Annotated in this window: 17 protein-coding genes; 1 reads left to right on the top strand and 16 read right to left on the bottom strand. The window is 34.0% G+C overall.

Going from position 1 to position 18,265, the window contains the following annotated elements:
* Nucleotide 1: 1 nt before the first annotated feature.
* From NLJ00_RS22990 to NLJ00_RS22940, 11 genes are all read right to left on the bottom strand, one after another.
* The gene (locus tag NLJ00_RS22990; RefSeq protein ID WP_180858361.1) at nt 2-433 is read right to left on the bottom strand and encodes a GNAT family N-acetyltransferase; all 432 of its coding nucleotides are present in this window, start codon (nt 431-433) and stop codon (nt 2-4) included.
* Nucleotides 434-493: 60 nt separating this feature from the next.
* On the bottom strand, nt 494-868 hold the full coding sequence (locus NLJ00_RS22985) for a YdeI/OmpD-associated family protein (RefSeq protein WP_256635557.1): 375 nt from the start codon (nt 866-868) through the stop codon (nt 494-496).
* A 102-nt stretch (nt 869-970) separates the two neighbouring features.
* A complete protein-coding gene (locus NLJ00_RS22980; protein WP_256635556.1) occupies nt 971-1,873 on the bottom strand; it encodes an arginase family protein in 903 nt (300 codons plus the stop codon).
* 111 nt (nt 1,874-1,984) lie between these two features.
* The gene (locus NLJ00_RS22975) at nt 1,985-2,632 is read right to left on the bottom strand and encodes a suppressor of fused domain protein (RefSeq protein WP_256635555.1); all 648 of its coding nucleotides are present in this window, start codon (nt 2,630-2,632) and stop codon (nt 1,985-1,987) included.
* Between the two features lie 57 nt (nt 2,633-2,689).
* Nucleotides 2,690-3,199, bottom strand: a complete 510-nt coding sequence (locus tag NLJ00_RS22970) for a TPM domain-containing protein (RefSeq protein ID WP_256635554.1) — start codon at nt 3,197-3,199, stop codon at nt 2,690-2,692.
* A gap of 125 nt (nt 3,200-3,324) precedes the next feature.
* On the bottom strand, nt 3,325-4,071 hold the full coding sequence (locus tag NLJ00_RS22965) for a DUF2314 domain-containing protein (RefSeq protein WP_256635553.1): 747 nt from the start codon (nt 4,069-4,071) through the stop codon (nt 3,325-3,327).
* A 104-nt stretch (nt 4,072-4,175) separates the two neighbouring features.
* Entirely contained in the window at nt 4,176-5,147 is a 972-nt protein-coding gene (locus NLJ00_RS22960; protein WP_256635552.1) for a DUF6620 family protein, read from the bottom strand.
* A 27-nt stretch (nt 5,148-5,174) separates the two neighbouring features.
* Complete coding sequence (locus tag NLJ00_RS22955) at nt 5,175-6,128, bottom strand: hypothetical protein (protein ID WP_256635551.1); 954 nt, start codon at nt 6,126-6,128, stop codon at nt 5,175-5,177.
* Between the two features lie 11 nt (nt 6,129-6,139).
* The gene (locus tag NLJ00_RS22950; protein ID WP_053471715.1) at nt 6,140-6,382 is read right to left on the bottom strand and encodes a hypothetical protein; all 243 of its coding nucleotides are present in this window, start codon (nt 6,380-6,382) and stop codon (nt 6,140-6,142) included.
* Complete coding sequence (locus NLJ00_RS22945; RefSeq protein ID WP_256635550.1) at nt 6,382-7,335, bottom strand: SPFH domain-containing protein; 954 nt, start codon at nt 7,333-7,335, stop codon at nt 6,382-6,384. Before NLJ00_RS22945 ends, NLJ00_RS22950 begins: the two co-directional genes overlap by 1 nt.
* Nucleotides 7,336-7,595: 260 nt before the next feature.
* Nucleotides 7,596-7,784 carry a SymE family type I addiction module toxin gene (locus NLJ00_RS22940; RefSeq protein ID WP_256635549.1) on the bottom strand — a complete coding sequence of 63 codons (189 nt, stop codon included), beginning with the start codon at nt 7,782-7,784 and terminating at the stop codon, nt 7,596-7,598.
* Nucleotides 7,785-8,249: 465 nt separating this feature from the next.
* On the opposite strand from NLJ00_RS22940, the gene NLJ00_RS22935 reads away from it, so the two are divergent.
* Nucleotides 8,250-9,224, top strand: a complete 975-nt coding sequence (locus tag NLJ00_RS22935) for an IS110 family RNA-guided transposase (protein WP_256635548.1) — start codon at nt 8,250-8,252, stop codon at nt 9,222-9,224.
* A gap of 383 nt (nt 9,225-9,607) precedes the next feature.
* Here the strand turns inward: NLJ00_RS22935 and lpdA are convergent, their stop codons facing one another.
* From lpdA to NLJ00_RS22910, 5 genes are all read right to left on the bottom strand, one after another.
* On the bottom strand, nt 9,608-10,996 hold the full coding sequence (lpdA, locus tag NLJ00_RS22930) for a dihydrolipoyl dehydrogenase (RefSeq protein ID WP_053471710.1): 1,389 nt from the start codon (nt 10,994-10,996) through the stop codon (nt 9,608-9,610).
* 469 nt (nt 10,997-11,465) lie between these two features.
* Complete coding sequence (locus NLJ00_RS22925; RefSeq protein WP_053471817.1) at nt 11,466-12,050, bottom strand: HNH endonuclease; 585 nt, start codon at nt 12,048-12,050, stop codon at nt 11,466-11,468.
* A gap of 235 nt (nt 12,051-12,285) precedes the next feature.
* Entirely contained in the window at nt 12,286-13,050 is a 765-nt protein-coding gene (locus NLJ00_RS22920; RefSeq protein ID WP_256635547.1) for a LytR/AlgR family response regulator transcription factor, read from the bottom strand.
* Nucleotides 13,051-13,580: 530 nt separating this feature from the next.
* Nucleotides 13,581-14,900 carry a RagB/SusD family nutrient uptake outer membrane protein gene (locus NLJ00_RS22915; RefSeq protein ID WP_256635546.1) on the bottom strand — a complete coding sequence of 440 codons (1,320 nt, stop codon included), beginning with the start codon at nt 14,898-14,900 and terminating at the stop codon, nt 13,581-13,583.
* Nucleotides 14,901-14,911: 11 nt separating this feature from the next.
* Nucleotides 14,912-18,250 carry a SusC/RagA family TonB-linked outer membrane protein gene (locus NLJ00_RS22910; RefSeq protein WP_256635545.1) on the bottom strand — a complete coding sequence of 1,113 codons (3,339 nt, stop codon included), beginning with the start codon at nt 18,248-18,250 and terminating at the stop codon, nt 14,912-14,914.
* Between the last annotated feature and the right edge of the window lie 15 nt (nt 18,251-18,265).

The raw sequence follows: 18,265 nt of genomic DNA, 5'->3' as shown, positions 1-18,265 counted from the left end.
TTTAATTAATATCTTTTGAAAGCTCAAATAAAATGTAGGTTCCATTTTCAGAGCGTCCTTTTTCTTTTTCTATAAATCCTGTTTTGTTATAAAACTCAACGGCTTTGATATTGTTTTCTAAACATTTTAAAGTGAGTGGAAATTGAGTTTTTTGAATGGCTGCTTTTAATAATTCAGTTCCAATTTTCTGGCCTTGGTATTCCTGATCAACATATAAATGGTGAATGAAACTATTTGGCATCCAAATCGAAATAAAACCAACCGGAATTTCATTAATATGTGCCACTAATATATATTCTCCCTGCGTATGTTTTTCAAAATCATCTAATTTAAATTCTGATGTATCAAGCCATGAAAATGTTCTTCGTCTTTCTTTTAAAAACAGGATTTTTAAAGGTTCAAAATCACTTTTTGTAATTTCTGTTATTTTCATCAAATTGGGTTGTTGTATTTTGTTTTAAAAATGATCTATAGGTACACCCAAATTATTCTATTAATCCGTAATCCACTTTCCTTGTTCTTTGGCAATGTCGATTAGTTTTTGTCCGTGTTCGGTCATTAAGTTTTCTTTAATCATTCGTTCGGCTCTTTCTATGTTGGGTTTGCTCCATTTGCTGGTTTTTGGGTTGCGATGCGAAAAAGTAAGATAATAACTTTCGCCGTCGCGTTTTTTGCACAAACTGTCGATCCAGCCAAAACAAAGTGCTTCTTCTGTGGCTTCAATTAAATTTACGCTTTTAGTCTGGCTTTTTTTATGAAACAAAATCAGCCAGACTGATTTTTCGTTTACACTGTTTTCTGTCAGCCATTTGCGCCAGTCTGCTCTGGTTTCGGCATAAACTGCTAATTTTCCGTCTTTCATTTCCATAAATCTTATTTTTTAGTAAAGGTAAAATGGGATTGTGACAACGGTTTGTCAGTAGTAAAAATAATATTAAAATATTGATTATTTGATGTTTATGTTTTTAAATCAAGTATTGAAATGTTTGTTGAAAGTATTCGTGATATTGTTTACGAAATCTTTGGTATATTTTCCGGTTTCGTCTAAATCAGGATCGAGAATCGTAATTTCAAGTCCGCTTAGTTTTTTACTTTCAAATAAATAGGAAGTAAGTTCATTAAATTCATTATAGGTCAAACCGTCTGGTGTTCTGCTGTCTACGCACGGCATAACATCGTCGTTAAGAACATCGACATCGATATGAAGCCAGAAACCATCTAAGTTTTTGTTTTCAACTTCTGAAAGAAATGTTTTTACAGCTTTTGCAATGCCTTGTTTTCGCAGTTCCTGAAGACTTAGATATGTTGCCGAAGATTTTCTGATTTCGTTTTCGTATTCATCATCGTATTCGCGATTGCCAACGCACCAAAGGTTTTCTTCTTTTATATAAGGAGATAAATTAAGAATATTGGTTAATTTTTGATGTCCGTTTCCGGTTACGATTGAAGCCGCCATGCCGCCAACGCCGCCGGTTTCAGACAGCGAAACATCCATAAAATCAGTATGACCGTCGAGATAAAATAAGCCATAATTGCCTTTTTGTTTTAAAGCCATTGCAGGGCCTAAAAGAATACTGCAATCGCCGCCCAAAATAAACGAGAATTTATTGGCACTCAGTAAATTGTTTATTAAATAGGCTTGTTCTCTGGCGTAGGTAACTAATGAATCTGCGTTGAGAATATTGGTTTCGGGATCTTTTATATTCGAATATTTTGGCGGGTCAACCCTTATGATGTTTTTTGGATTAATTGCTTTATGCAGATTATGTTTCCATAACCAATCCGGCAAACGATTTACGCCTGGTTCTTTTCCTGGTTTTGGTTCTTTTAGACCTAAATTAGAAGTGAATTCAACAATGCATATTTCTTTCATAGCGAAATTATTTACGGATAAAGTTATTAAAATTAATGCTGGGGTAAATTATTTTTAACAGACGGAAATCAAAAAATCCGATTTGTTTTCACCAATCGGATTTTTGATATTTTATGATTTTCTAGTTAAATCTGTAATTAACAGCGGATTGTTTTCTTTTAGCTTATTAACTAATTCTTCGACAATTCCAGGATTTTCTTTTATGGCTTCGTATTCTGCAGAAGTTATTCCCACTATTTGTAAAAAAGAAAGTTCACCATGCGGAGTTTGTTTCTTTTCGATTTCAGGATCTGCAACGATTACTAAAGCTGTAATATCCGTATCGGTATCGAGTCTTATAGGGCCGTTTGCTGGCATATAATGAAATTCTTCAAACCAGTTGCCGCTGTCAAAAACATATTTGGCAATGTTTTGTAAAAGGGCAATTACCCAGCTTGGGTTTCCGTTATCTTCGGCAAAAGGTTTTAGCCTAAAAGTGAGTTCAAATCCCCATTTGCTAAATTCATCTTCGATTTTGTTTTCATCATAATATAACTCAGAAAATCCGTAGGTTACAAAGTGAAAATGATCTGTTTGTTTTTTGCTTTCGTAAATGCTTACGCCGTCCAGCGGATGTTCTCCGCCAAGCATATAACTTATGGCCGGAGCAAAATGTTTGGGCTCTTGGTTTGGATAAAGACGTTCAAATTCTTTATCGATTTCAAGCCATCCTACAGCATCATCTTCTGAAAATTGTTTTTTGTATTCTTCTAATGTCATAATTTCTTTTTATGATTAAAACGAATACAATATAAGATTTTTCGTTAAAAGAATAAATTAATATGTTTTTAATTTATTCATAATTTGATCAACGGCAAGTTCTAAGCCTTTGCCATAATCTCCTTTTTTAAATTCGGGAACGGCATAGGTTGTAATGATATTTTGGGTATCGTTATCGCTAAGTTTATAACGAATAAGATCAATACTTTGAACCTGAATTTGTCTTAATTCTTTGCTTACTACGATTAGAATTGTTGGATCTAGTTTTGGATCTTTTGCCAGATATTTGTCTAATTCTAAAGAATAATCTGGGAAAGAGGTATAAGGCTGTATTGTTGAAGTTGTTACAACTGTAATTTTGTATAGAAATTGTTTTTCAAATGCCTTTAAAGTATTTGTGAGGTTTGTAATTTGATCTGGATTTAAGATTTTTTCGAAATCATTTACATAGTCATAAGTTCTTGAAAAAACATTTTGAGCGTCAGTAACTGTGTTTTCTTTTTTTGTTTGAGAAAATAATATACTTGCTGGAAACAAGATTATTATAAGGAAAAATATTTTTTTCATCGCAGGCGAAGATTAGATTTGGTGCTGCAAAAATACCACATTATTGGTTTAGGATGAAAAGATAAATTGATATTTATGTAAAGAAAAAATCCGATTTGTTTACAAATCGGATTTACATGAAAATATTATAATAGAGGAATTAAATGTTCCCAATTTAATTGTTTTGCAAAATCAAGTGCTGTTTTTCCGCTGGCAGTTTTTACCTTTTTATCTGCTCCGGATTCTAATAATACTGCTACAGAAGTAAGGTTTCCTGCAACGGCTTCTCTATGTAAAAAAGTATAACCTAATTCATCTTGTGCGCTCACTTCTTCGGGATTATTCTTTACAAAGTCAATAAGACTGTCTTTCGTGTTTTTGCTCATAGGATGTTCTATAAGATTCTCCGGTTTTTCTTTTTGTTCGTTAACGACTAAAATATCGTTGAAATCTCCAAAATCTAATCCCCAGGCTTCATCATGACCTTCTCTTTCGTCGTCGCTCATTTCGGAACGCATTGCCTGAATGGTAAATGCTCCATATGTTTTTCCTCCAATTGCAAATAACCAGTCACTGATTTGGTTGATTGGAATTTGTACTTCGTCTCCATTATTGACATTGGTTAATTCACTTGGCTGATTCACCAAAATACCATAGATAGTTTCGCCGTCAAAATTCACATCATTAATCCACATGTGTTCCACTACAGTTTCTCCGTCTATTTCCTGAGTAAAAGCGAGTTTCACACAAGCAACATCCAGTCCGGGAATTATTCTGCGGTATTCCCAGGATAATTCTCTCCAGAAATATTTAAAGGTTTCCTGCGCTTTTTTGAAAGCTTTGATCATTTTTGGATTTTCTCCATCGGCGAAAAAAATGGGTGTGTTTTCCATCGTATATATTTTTAAAGTGACTTTTGAAATTCGATTAAATTTAAACGAATAAAAAACCGATTTGTTTTGGCAAATCGGTTTTTTTATCATGAAAAGAAATCAATTTAGAAATTTACATCGTCTGCGATATTTCCGCCTTGTTCTGCAGCAAATTTTGCAGCATATTCTTTTTGTTTTGCTTGTTGATAATCATGAAATTCTGTGATATCTGCTGAATTCCAGTTTTGGTTTTGCTCTGTCATCCATTGCATTGCTACCGATTGGAAATCGGCAAGGTTGATTCCAAAGTTTTCCAAAATCCATTGTGCACCGTCGATTCCGTATTCGTAAGCAGCTTGTCTTGCTCCTGCCAATTCTTCGTAGAAATAACGGTCAGTTTTGATTCTTTCTAAGTTTGCTGCTCCTTCTTCTGAAATTTCAGCTTTTAGGTTTTCTAATTGCGGAACAGTTACGTTTTCAGCATAATATTGTCCGAATAAAGTCGTAACGGTAAACGAAGTATCTTCGCCCATACGCTGCGGCCAGATTGTGTTTAATTCTTCCCAAACTACAGATTCGAAGCCCATTGCTTTGCAAACTTCAAGGTAATCTACTCCGGCACTTATTTTAAGGCACATTGCTGTATAGGTTCTTAAATCTACACCGTGAACTGGTTCAAGAAACGGATTGTTTTCGTCTACTTTTACAAATCCTGAAGTTTGAACTCCACTGTATTTTAAAGAATTTGCGTGCTCAAAACGAATCATTTGGTCAGAGTCGCAGTTGTTCCATTCTGTATAAACCGTTCTTCTGTAATTGAAATATATGTTTTGAATGTCTTTTTCGTCAAGGTTTTCTCCGCTTGCGCGTTCGTCTGCAATCCATGCTTCGGCTCTTTCTGCAACTTCGGCATCAAAATCTTCAACATCGTAATGTGTTCCGTGTAAAGTTTCCGGATCGTATTCTACTTCCTGATATTCATTTTCGTAGTTATTATAATTATCTTCATGACTTTCATTTGATGTTTGTGTCTGCTCGTAATTTTGATTTTCTTGTTTGTTGTCTCCAGTTAGAGCTCCAAAAAGTTTTTTAAACATTTGTTGATTTTTAAGGATTAATAATTATTAATTGGGTACTTGATTTTGATACATTTTTTCGTTGTGCTCTTTTAGATCGGGCGTAATTTTATTCCACTCGTCATACATGGCGCGCAGATAAACCTGATAAAGTTTTGGAGCATTTTTAATTACAAACTGTCTTTGTTCTTCAAGATCGTCCATTTTTGCCTGAATTTCACTCAATACTTTTTTGTCAGATTCGTGTATTTTACTCAAACTTAATTCGTGACGTTGGTGATACAATTCACGCTCTTTTTTATCTTCGGTTTCAAAAGCTTCGTATAAATGAGCGGTTCTTTGTTCAGCAAGACCTCGTGCAATGTTTTGTAAATTTCGGCCTTGTGTACTTGGCGCAAACGTATTTTGCGTTTGACAATATGGACATGAAATATAAGTTTCGATTAAAAAGATTTTTTCGATTTCAATATTTCCACCGCATTGTGTACAGCTGAATTTGTTTTTAATGGCTTCGTATTCGTCTAATATTTTTTTGTATTCGATTTCAAGATCGCGTTCTTGTGTTTTTTCGATTTGTTTTCTCCAATAATCAAATTTGTCGTCAAAATCATTGTATCGATCTGAACAAGCGCTTCTAAAATCTGAAAGTAAATCATGATTTTTATCTAAAACAGAAATCTGTGAATCGAGATCATAATAAATACGGCTTATTTTTTCTTCGTATGTATCTCTAGCTTTGTCTCTAATATTGTTTAACTGACCATTTATACCGGAAAGTACTCTGTGAAAAGTTCTTTTATATAGGTCTTCATCTTCTTGTAAAAGTTGTTTCAACTCTGGAATAGAAGCTGTTGTGAGTTCTTCCATTTTTGCTTCGAGTTTTTCTAAAAAGGCAAACCATCTTTGTTGCGATTCCTGAAGTTCTGGGTACCATTCTGGAAATGATTCTTTACTTCCTTCGTTTTTTTCTGGGTCTTTTGATTTATTAAATAGTCCAAACACGTGATATGATTTTAAATTGAATTATCTTCTTTTTTAATATAAACTCCGTCTGTAAGTTTTACGGTTATAAACTCAAATCCGCAATAAGCGCAATGGGTTACGCCGTCTTGTTTTGCTCTTCCGGCGCCGCAGTTTGGACAGTCTTTTGCATTCATTTTGGCATCGTTGATTTCCATTTCACCGCCATAATTAGTTTGGTTTTGAGCTTTTTGTTTTAGTCTGTCTAAAAACGAATTGACTTTTTTCTCTTCCATTATAATTGGCTTAATAATTCGGATTTCTTTGTTTTGAATTCGTCTTCGTCGATTAAACCGGCATCAAATAAAGATTTCAGCTTTTGAAGTTTAGATGTTAAATCGTCTTTTACTTCTTCTTTTGGCGTTTCTTTAGTTTGCTGTAATTGATTTAGCAGAATTCCCATGCTCAATGCGTTTTGGGTTGCATCGTGAAGCGCGGTTCCTTTATCGCCAATTGCGGTTGCGGTATTGAATTTGGTAAATTTATCCATATCGGTTACCATATTCATATTGGTGATTTTGTCGTAATGTGCCGTAACTTCTTCAGGTAATGTTACGCTTGTGATTACAAACTGCGTTAATTCAATCCCAAACTGAAGAAAATAAGGTTTTAGATACGGTTCGATTTTTTTGCCTAATTGGGTAATATTTCCCGCAATGTCGGTTACGGTTATGTTTTCGTTTGCGAGAACTTCTCCAAATTTTGGAGCAACGAAATCTCGTAACTGGTTTTGCAATTCAAAAATGGTAAGCTGCTGATAAGTTCCGGCATATTGACGGAAGAATTTGGCAATGTCGACAATTTGAATATCGAAACTTCCGAAAGCGCGAATTCTGATTTGCCCGAATTGTGGATCGTTTAGCAGAATAGGAGCGGGAGTTCCCCATTTATTATTGATGAATTGATGGGTGTTGAAAAAATAAACATCGACTTTAAACGGACTTTCAAAGCCGTATTTCCAGCCTTTCAGCTTGCTTAAAATTGGAATGTTTTCTGTTGATAAAGTGTGAAGTCCCGGTGAATATACATCAGCAAGCTGACCTTCGTTTAAAAGCATTACGTGCTGACTTTCGCGAACGGTTAGTTTTGCTCCGTTTTTTATTTCTTTATCTTCATCATAAAATTTCCACATTAGTAAATTAGGATCACTAGTCGTGGCTTCAATTATTTCTATAAAAGGTAATGTCATAAAATCTTATTTATAAAGAATAAAAATAAGAATTATAAGACGATAGTGAAATTTTTTAATGTGAAGTTTTTAACAAATTTTTCTTTATAAATTTTAAAGTTTATAATATTTGCTAAAGTATTGTCATTTCGACCGAAGGGAGAAATCGCACAAGAAACTCTGCAAAGATTGGTGAGTTATTTTGTGGAATTTCTTTGTGGAATTTCTTTGTGGATATACGAGTGCGATTCCTCGTTCCTCGGAATGACAAAACAGTGATTTTAATTTTTCTTATTTCCATTAGTAATTATTAGTTTATTTTCTTCTTGCTCGACAATTACAATTTCACCTTTTTTAAATCCAAGTTTTTCAAGCCATTTGCCTTCCAGTTTAATTGATGGAATTGTAATGTGTTTGTATGTTCTTTTTTGGAATTTGGTGTGAATTTTTAGTTTTCTCTCGTTGTTCATTGTTGTTATTTTGTTAAGGCGAAGTTTTGTAATGATCAAATGTCTAACGAATAGTTGAGAATGTTGTCAACTTAAAAGTTGACAAGTGAGAATTTTATTAACAATTTTTAATGTGTAGATTTTTTTATATACTAGGATTTTAAGATAAAGTATTGTCATTTCGAGGAACGAGAAATCTTCGCGAGAAACTCGACAAAGATTGAGGACATTTTATACGGAGTTTCTTGTGAAGATTTCTCGTTCCTCCTTTAGATTTGTTTTTTAAAATTTAAGTAGATTTATGATTGAGAAAGGAAGCAAAAGTAAACTATTCGTTCCTCTGAGTTTGTGGCTCATATCTTGATTAAGACTTTGGCTTCCCTTTCATCAAAGACTCAGATAGAAATTTGGGCTAGTGACCCGTTATTAAGGAGTTGAGCTTATGATGAATTTCTCAAATCATTGTTGAATCGTAAAAGCAAAGTTATGAAAAACATTATTATTGGCATTGATATCAGCAGCAAGACTTTAGATATTTGTGTAAAAGAAGAATCATTAAATTACTTTTCTATTGAGAATAACGTTCCGGCTATAAAGCGCTTTTTTAAAAAATATTCAGATGAGAATGTAATTTTAGCAATGGAAAATACAGGCAGATACAATTGGAATCTTTTTGAAGTATTGGAAAAATTCAACTTTAAAGTTTATGTAATATCGGCTCTGCATATCAAGAAAAGTATAGGTCTTGTCAGAGGTAAAAATGATAAAATTGATGCCCTGCGAATTTGTAGTTTTATTGAGAAAAATTATCAAGAAAATAGAGAATGGAAACCAAGTTCGTGCTCCATTAAAAAAATAAAAATACTATTGACCGAAAGAGCTTTAAGAATAAAAATCAAAAAGCAGCTTATGGTTCAGCAGCATGATTACAAATTAATGAAAGGCATTGGATTGGACAAAGAGCTAAAAAGTCTAAATGTAAAACTCATTAAAAATATTGAGGGACAAATTAAGGTTATTGAAAATGATATTGAAGAAGTAATCCATAATGATGAAAACCTAAGCTATCAGCAGAAACTGATAAAATCTGTTCCTGGAGTAGGTCAGGTTTTATCATGGACATTAATATCAAAAACAGAAGGTTTTACAGTGATAACTGATCCTAGAAAAATGGCATGTTACAGCGGAGTTGTACCTTTCGATTTTCAATCTGGAACCTCATTAAAAAGAAGACCTGGAGTGTCAATGCTTGCCGATAAAAACCTGAAAACTATTCTGCATCTGGCCGCAATGAGCGCTGTTCGATTAGACAATGATTTAAGAAAATACTACATCAGAAAAGTTGATGAAGGAAAGAATAAAATGAGCGTTTTAAACGCTGTGAGAAACAAAATAATACATCGGGTTTTTGCGGTAATAAAAAACCAAACCTTTTATGAAAAAGATTTGGTTTTATCATAGAAATCGAAATGACAAGATTGGGGATTTACTTTGTGGATATACGAGTGCGATTCCTCGTCCCTCGGAATGACAAAGATTGGGGATTTGCTTTGCGGAGCTTCTTTACGGATATACGAGTGCGATTTCTCGTTCCTCGAAATGACAAAACTGGCGATTTACTTTTATGGAACTTGTTTGTCGAGCTACTTGTGGAGATTTCTCGTCCCTCGAAATGACAAGATTGACTTTGGGGAATTTCTAATACTTTATATGTTATTTGAAAAAGGGCTTCGACTTCGCTCAGCCTGACAATTGGATACAAGACCAAACAAAAAAATCCGATCTGTTTTCACAAATCGGATTTTTAAATTGAAAATTATATATGACCGTAAAACGGTATATTTTTACAAGTGAATTACTTCGCCGTAAGCATCTGCTACAGCTTCCATAACTGCCTCGCTCATTGTTGGGTGAGGGTGGATTGATTTAAGGATTTCATGACCTGTAGTTTCTAGTTTACGAGCTACAACTGCCTCAGCAATCATATCTGTAACACCAGCACCAATCATGTGGCATCCTAACCATTCTCCGTATTTAGCATCGAAAATTACTTTTACGAATCCGTCTGGAGTTCCTGCAGCTTTTGCTTTTCCTGAAGCTGAGAATGGGAATTTACCAATTTTTAATTCGTAACCTTTTTCTTTTGCTTGTTTTTCAGTTAAACCTACAGAAGCGATTTCTGGAGTTGCATAAGTACAACCCGGAACGTTTCCGTAATCGATTGGCTGTACGTGAAGTCCTTTAATTTTTTCTACACAGTTAATTCCTTCTGCAGAAGCTACGTGAGCTAAAGCCTGACCTGGAGTAACGTCTCCAATTGCGTAGTATCCGGGAATGTTAGTTTCGTTGTAAGCGTTTACTAAGATTTTATCTTTGTCAACAGCGATTCCAACTTCTTCTAAACCAATGTTTTCAATGTTTGTTTTGATTCCAACTGCCGAAAGTACGATGTCAGCTTCAAGAACTTCTTCTCCTTTTGCAGTTTTAACAAATGCTTTTACTCCTGCACCAGTTGTGTCAATACGCTCAACAGATGAGCTTGTCATTACTTTAATTCCGGCTTTTTTCAAAGAACGCTCAAATTGTTTTGAGATATCTTCGTCTTCTACAGGAACTACGTTTGGCATGAATTCTACAATAGTAACATCTGTTCCCATTGAGTTATAGAAGTGAGCAAATTCAACTCCAATTGCTCCAGAACCTACAATAATCATAGATTTTGGCTGTGTTGGTAATGTCATTGCCTGACGGTAACCAATTACTTTTACACCATCTTGTGGTAAGTTTGGTAACTCACGAGAGCGAGCTCCAGTTGCGATGATAATGTGATCAGCGCTGTATTCAGTAACTTTATTATCTTTATCTGTAACGTCAAGTTTTTTTCCTGGTTTTAGTTTTCCAAAACCTTCGATAACGTCAATTTTGTTTTTTTTCATCAAGAATTGAACACCTTTGCTCATTCCTTCTGCAACACCACGGCTGCGTTGTACAACAGCAGGAAAATCTTTATCGAATTCAGAAACTTTTAATCCGTAGTCAGAAGCGTGTTTTAAATAATCAAAAACCTGAGCTGATTTTAATAATGCTTTTGTTGGGATACATCCCCAGTTTAAACATACACCACCAAGGTTTTCTTTTTCAACTACAGCTACTTTAAAGCCTAATTGTGAAGCTCTAATCGCTGTTACATATCCTCCAGGACCACTTCCTAAAACAATAACGTCGTATTTCATTTTTTGTGTTTTTAGTATTAACTATCGAAAATGAGGTTTATAGATTCCGAAACTCACTTGTCGATTTTCTTTTGTTATTTGTGCTTGCGAATTTAATGATTTATTTTAAAAAGAGTATCATGTAAAAAAGTAAAAAGGTAAAATGTGGAAAATTTGAAATATTGATTCATTTGTCAGGCTGAGCGAAGTCAAAGCCCTGCTACTTGTAAAAAAGCTCTTCGACTTCGCTCAGAGTGACAGAAATTATTAAAAATATAAAGCCACAGATTATCAGGATTAAAAAGATTTTTAAAATCCGTTTAATCTGTGTAATCTGTGGCTATATATTTTGTTGTTATGAAACTATGTGGATGTGCTTTGCGCGGGGCTTCGACTTCGCTCAGCCTGACAAAATAATTGTAAATTATAAATGGTGAATTATTAATTAAGCATTATTAGCCATTAACAATTCACCATTTACAATTAATAATTAAACTTTTACGTGTCCCCAGTTTTCGCCGCTGGCAATTCTGCGGATCTGCATTTCGCTTACGCCGAATTGTTTAGCGATCATTTTAAGACGTGTTTTTTGTTCTGGTCTTGCTAATATTTTTTTGATTAACATGACTTTTGTGGTTGTTAATTTTCGTCCGTCGGCTTTTAAGTTGTGTTCGATCAGGTTTTTCTTCGCTTGAATCACTCGCGGACTTTTGCGGCTGTGCGCCATCATTTCTTGTTTTGTTGCCCAGCGTAAATTGCTGATATCGTCATTGCTTCGGTTGTAATCGAGATGCAGAACATAGGTTTGATCTTCTGATTGTTTTGGAAGAAAGTATTGGGCAACTAATTTGTAGAGAAATAAATATTTGTTAATGATTTTGTCATCTTTTTTAACCTTAAATCTAAAAGTAGGATATCCATCGCTTAAACCGCCTTTAAGGATTCGGCCATTTTCAATTTCGTCTGTAAAGCTTATTAATCTTCCTCTGTTTGAAATTGCGTATTTAAGTTGTAATGATGCGTTTATTTCTATTTCTTTGAATTCTTCGTTAGGATAAAATCTGTTGTGTGGCATTTTCTTTTTCATTTAAATTTTGTCTCTCAAAGATAAAGAATTATGAAATGAAGAAAGTTATACTCTAAGTTACATAATATCAACTTTATGATTCTTATAACGCTATTTTAACTTTTTAGAATGATTTTGACACTTATTTGGTCAGTTTAAAACTTCAAATTGTGAATTATGCAGTTTTCAATCTTCCGCGAAAGCGTAAATTTTAGCATTTTTAGTATTTAAGAAATAATGATTTTTACTGATCGAGCCAGTTTTTGAAATTATTAATTTCTTTTTTACTGATGATTATTGGATCATTTTCGATAGGAGGAACGGTAAGAATGAGTTCGATTTTTTGATGCGAATGTTTTACGACTTCTTTTATAATATTTCGATGTACGATATATTTTCTGTTTATTTTGAAAAAGATAAACGGATCGAGACTGTTTATAATATCAGTAATCGTGCTGTTGTACAAATAACTGTTTCCTGATTTTACATAGACAAATAAATGCTTTCCCGATGCAGCAAAATAGGTTATTTCAGATTCGTTTACTGAAATTAGTTTATAACCGTGATTTACTAAAAAATGACGTTGTATTTTGTTTGTTTCAGGATTTTCGATGGCCACTAAAGATTGCAGCGTTGCATCGGCATTGAAACTGTCTTTTATTTTTTTGAATTTGGTTAGGGCTTCTAATAGTTCTTGTTCTTCAAAAGGTTTTAAAAGATAATCAATTGTAAAGTGTTTGAAAACCGAAATGGCATAAGAATCATAAGCGGTAACAAAAATGACAGGGCAGGAGATTGTGGCTTTTTCAAATATTTCAAGACTTTTTCCGTCGCCCAAATGAATGTCCATAAAGGCTAAGTCGACATTGTTTTGTTTAAAAAAATCGACTGCTTCTTTTACAGATTTTAAAACTGCAATTTCGGCAATCTGTAAAATGTCCTGCTGTTCTAAAATTGATTTTAGGTAAGTGGATGCAAGATATTCGTCTTCGACAATGGCAATTTTCATTTTCCTTTTGAGATAAAGTTAAAAAGTTTCATTTTGAAGTGATAAGCTCTTAAATGATTTTGCAAATATAATTGTCTATAGTTTTTTTACAACAAGTTTTTATAGGAGTTTGCAGTTTTGTTGTTATTTAATCTTTTTTGTTATGTTTCACATATTACTTGTGGTTTCAACTATGGGTTATCGATTGTGATTATATTGTGTTCCCGTGGTTGAAACCACGGGCTATGTTTATTAAATTGTTAATGAAAATTCAATGTTTCTATTTCAAATATAGCCTGTGGTTTTAACTATGGGTTATGGATTGTGATTATATCGTGTTCCCGTGGTTGAAACCACGGGCTATGTTTATTTAAGCTTTAATCAAAATTTAATTTTATTTCAAATATAGCCTGTGGTTTCAACCACAGGAAACGAACCGTGATTTATTGTGTTCTAACGTTTGAAATCGTTCACAATGTTCTTGATGTAAATAAATGCAAAAGAGGCCCAGCTTTGCAACTGGACCTCTTTTAAAAAAAAACAATAGGTATTTATAGATTGGGATTGTTTAATCTCGCGTCTGCCGGGTAAATAATGGTATATCGCGGATCGTTTTGTATCAATGTATAATTATCACCGTCAAAAGTGTGAACGATTTGTTTTTGAGATGTTCTTCTCAAATCAAACCAACGCTGTCCTTCAACAGCAAACTCACGGTGTCTTTCTTCGTAAATGAAATTTGTTAAATCTGCAGCATTCATTGCGTTAACTTCAATTTCAAGTTGTACATAAGCAGCTGCTGTGTATCTGTTTTTGATAAAACTCAAAACAGTTGTTTTAGCATCAGCAATATTGTTTAGTTTTAATGAAGTTTCTGCTTTTGTTAAATATAACTCAGAAGTTCTGAAAGAACATTTTTGATCAATATTTCCACCTTTTTGAATTCTGTAACGGCTTCCGCTTGCTAAGAAATAAAGAGGAAAACGTAAATCAGTCGTTTTGCTGTAAGCAGCAATTAAATCTGGCGAAGCATAAACGGCACCTTTTAAGTTGTTTATTAAACCATCTTCAAGAGCTAAAATAGATTCTTTTGAATCATATTTTGTTGCAAATACAGGTGTAGCCTTTAAATCAACTAAAGCGTTGTTAATTGCTAACGCTTTGTTTGCAGCGTCAAGCGATTTTTGCCATTGTTGTACATATAAATAAATACGGCTTTCTAAACTGTATAAAGCAACTTTAGAGAAACGGTAGTTTAAACCTTTTGTTTGAGAATCTTTGTTGATGAATTTTTCAGCTTCCTGAGTATCAGAAATAATTTGATTGTAAATTACTTCTACTGTCTGAGGTACGAAAGCCTGCTCTAAATCAATCTCTAACGCTAATGGAACTCCTTTGTCTGAACCTGCAGTTGCTGCATTGTAAGGTTTTCCGAAAAGGTTAATTAAATCAAAGTAAGCCATTGCTCTTAAAGCGTACGCTTCTCCAACTAACTGGTTTCTTTCTGGAGTTACATCTAATTTTTTAGACGCTTCGTTAATGATTACGTTTGTATAAAAGATAGTTTTGTATAAATCTGCATATTGAAAAGTAGTTGTAATACGATCCGGATTTGCATCTTTCCAAATATAAATATCTCTGTAGTATGTTACGTCATCACTAAATTCATTCATCGTTAATTCGTCTGTACGAACTGCCGTTAATGATTTGTGTTCAGGATATACGTCGTATCCTTTTGTTAAAACTGCGCGGTACTGCTCTAATGTTTCCGGGATAACACGACCAACTGGTTGGATGTCCAGATAGTCATCACAGCTTGTTACTGCAAGTGCTGCAGCAAAAAGTAGTATATATTTTGAGAATTTTTTCATCTTTATTTTTATTAGAAAGTTACATTACATCCTAAAGTGAATGACTTAGGAACTGGTTGTGCATAAATGTTTCCGAAAGTTTCAGGGTCAAAGTAACCTTTGTAATCAGAACTAATTACGAATAAGTTTCTAGCTTCAACATTAAGTCTGATGCTTGAAATGTTAATTTGATCTGTAAATGCTTTAGGGAATGTATAACCTAAACGCAAACTGCTTAATCTCATATAACTCATTTCGCTAACCCATGTGTCTAAATAATTGTAGGTTGGAATTTGATTTTGCCCAGAATACCATAGGTATGCCATATAAGAATCTCCTGTTCCTGAATCTTTACTAGTGATTCCTGGTAAATTAGAAGATGTATTAGTTGGTGACCATGCATCTAAAATATCTCTACTGTAGTTTTGTCCTCTGTCTACGATTGTTCCATTGTATGGAGGAGTTTTTGTAACAGTTTGTTTAATATTAAATGAAGCAGCAATTGTTAAGTCAAAATTACTTACTTTAAATGTGTTGGTAATACCTCCTGTAAATTTAGGGTCTCTGTCTCCTAAGTAAGTAAACAAATCTCTAAATTCAGCAGCTGATAAGTTTGACTGTGCCAATTCTCCCGGGAAAATATCTGCAAATGGGTCATATAAACCAAAGAATGTTTGAGAGTTTACAGTTTCTCCTTTTTTGTTGATAAATAAAGGATATCCATTTTCGTCGATTCCGTTTGTTTTAAACCCAAATACAGCATTTACAGGACGTCCTTCTCTGTTTGGTAAATAATCAGTATCACGTACTTCGATACGGTCTATGTTACTTTTGTTATGAGAAAAGTTAATACTTGTATTCCATTGAAAGTTTGGACGGTCAATGTTTTTTGTAGACAAAGTAATTTCGTAACCTTTATTGCTTACTTGTGCCCAGTTCATATTTGTATACTCAAAACCATTTTCTAATGGAAGTGCTCTTAAACCAATTAAGTCAGAACTTTTTCTTCCGTATAAATCAGTTACAAGGCTAATACGATTGTTGAATAAACCTATATCAGCACCAACGTTTGTGTTAGTAGTTTTTTCCCAACGTAATTTTTCGTTTGGCGGGCTGTCAACTGTAATAATTGGCTCAGTTTGTCCTGGCAAAATAATAGTTGTTCCGTTAGTACCCATTACGTAAGGAGAAGTATTTTTATCAATGTTTCCTTGTAAACCGTAAGAAGCACGAAGTCTTAAGTTTGAAAGTGTTAAGTTGTCTTTTAAGAAATCTTCTTCAGACACTGCCCAAGATGCAGATGTTGACCAAAGTGGTAAATATTTGTATTTAGGATCTACACCAAATAAATCTGAACCATCGTATCTCACACTTCCAAATACACTATATTTTCTGTTGTAAGTATACGAAGCTGTAGCGAAGAAAGAAGCAAAAGCATTTTCATTCTCACTTTTAGCATATTGTTTATAATCAGATTCTTTAGCGAAACCAGCGTTAGGGAAAAGAATTGGCTGTGTAGTTAAATTTTTCTCATCAAAACCAAATCCTTTAGTTGAAACAGATGTTGTGTAGTTTCTTCTTAACTCATTACCAACCATTGCTTCGATTTCATGTTTCTCAGCAATTTCAGTTTTGTAACTTATCATTGTTTTTAAGTTATACTGAAAAAAGTCTGTATTTGAGTTTTGAATAATTCCACCTTCCGGAAGGAAATAATTGTAAGCTCCGTTAGTAAAATAACGTGATTTTTCTTTTTGTTTTCTTGTGTAATAAGTTTCTTTTCCGGCAAATTTTTCGCTGGCAGTATTGTCTAATTGTAAACCTAATTGAGACGTTACTTTTAAGTCTTTAGTAACTTTATATTCAGCATCTAATAAAGCTTTAATAGCTCTTGTTTTTAAATCGTAAGAAGTATTTGCTCTTTCTTCCAAGATATTAAAAGGAACATAACGACCTGAATAACCAGCGATATCCGGGTCATATTTATAACTTCCATCTTCGTTGTATGGAGTTAAATATGGATTTACGTTTCTTGAGTAATTTGATGGGTTTGTAAACGCATCTGTATCTGTAAGGTAAGATGTAGTTTTGTTTTCAGAACCAAAAATACCAACACCAACTTTAAACTTATCTGTTATTTGGTAGTTGTTTTTTAATGTTAAGTTGTAACGTTTGAAACCAGTTCCAATAGTCGCTCCTTTTTCATCATAGTATCCTAAAGAGAAATAGTAATCTGATTTTTCTCCACCACCAGATAAACTTAAACCATGCTGCGTGTTGATAGCTGTTTGGTATAATAAGTTACCCCAGTTTGTGTTGTTTCCTCTTAAAGAATTGATAGATTGTTGTGATGCAGGGCTTAAAGCAGAAAATCCTCCAGCTCTGTAAGCGTCTAATTCACCAGCTCCGTTTAGGATACGAGAAATATCTCCGCCAGTGTCTCTGTAAGTCAAATCTGCACGGCTTGCCATGTTAAGTTCTAAATCAATTTTCTCGTTTGAGTTCATCAAGTTTAATTTAGAAAACTCAGGTCTTTGCGTGATAAATGTATTCGTATTGAAACTTACTACCATTTTACCAGCTCTACCTTTTTTAGTAGTTACCACGATTACACCATTTGCAGCACGCGCACCGTAAATAGCAGTTGCAGCAGCATCTTTTAAAATCGTGATATCTTTAATATCGTCTGGATTTAAACCAGCAATAGAGTAGTTGCCTAATACGTCGATATTGTCTTTGTCAAAGTTTTTAGGAACTTCATTTCCTTCTAATGGTAAGCCATCAAGTACCCATAAAGGATCTTGTGTACCGTTAAGAGAAGCTGTACCCCTGATTCTGATTTTTGCAGGTGCTCCAGGTGCTCCAGAAGGTGTGCTTACCGCAACTCCGGCAATTTGTCCAACTAATAATTGGTCAATACTAGAAACCCCTGTTTGCTGGATTGCAGACATGTCGATTTTAGAAACCGCAGCAGTAAGTTTTCTTTTCTCAATTTTTTGGTAACCTGTTACAACAACCTCCTGAAGTTTTGCAGTTTCAGACGTTAAGTTGATTGTATAATTTTTTTGAGCAGAAAGTTCAAGAGTATACGATTTGTATCCCATGAAAGTAACTCTCAAAGAAGTAATGTTTTTTGAAATTTTCAAAGAGAATTTACCGTCGAAATCAGTAGTAGTTCCGATTCCTTCACTTTGAATAATACCTGCCATGGCAGTTTTGTTTGAGATCGAATTATTCTCAACAAAGATCGATGCACCAGGAATTGGCGACAAGTCAGCTTCATCTTGAATGATCCCCGTAATAGTTCGGGTTTCCTGCGCATATCCTGCGATGGCCAGGAACAGCAGTAGGGCATGTAGAATTTTTTTCATGTTTTGGGTTTGGGT

Source organism: Flavobacterium panici (assembly GCF_024499525.1).
GTDB lineage: Bacteria > Bacteroidota > Bacteroidia > Flavobacteriales > Flavobacteriaceae > Flavobacterium > Flavobacterium panici.
This window is presented reverse-complemented; position numbering and strand designations above follow the sequence as displayed.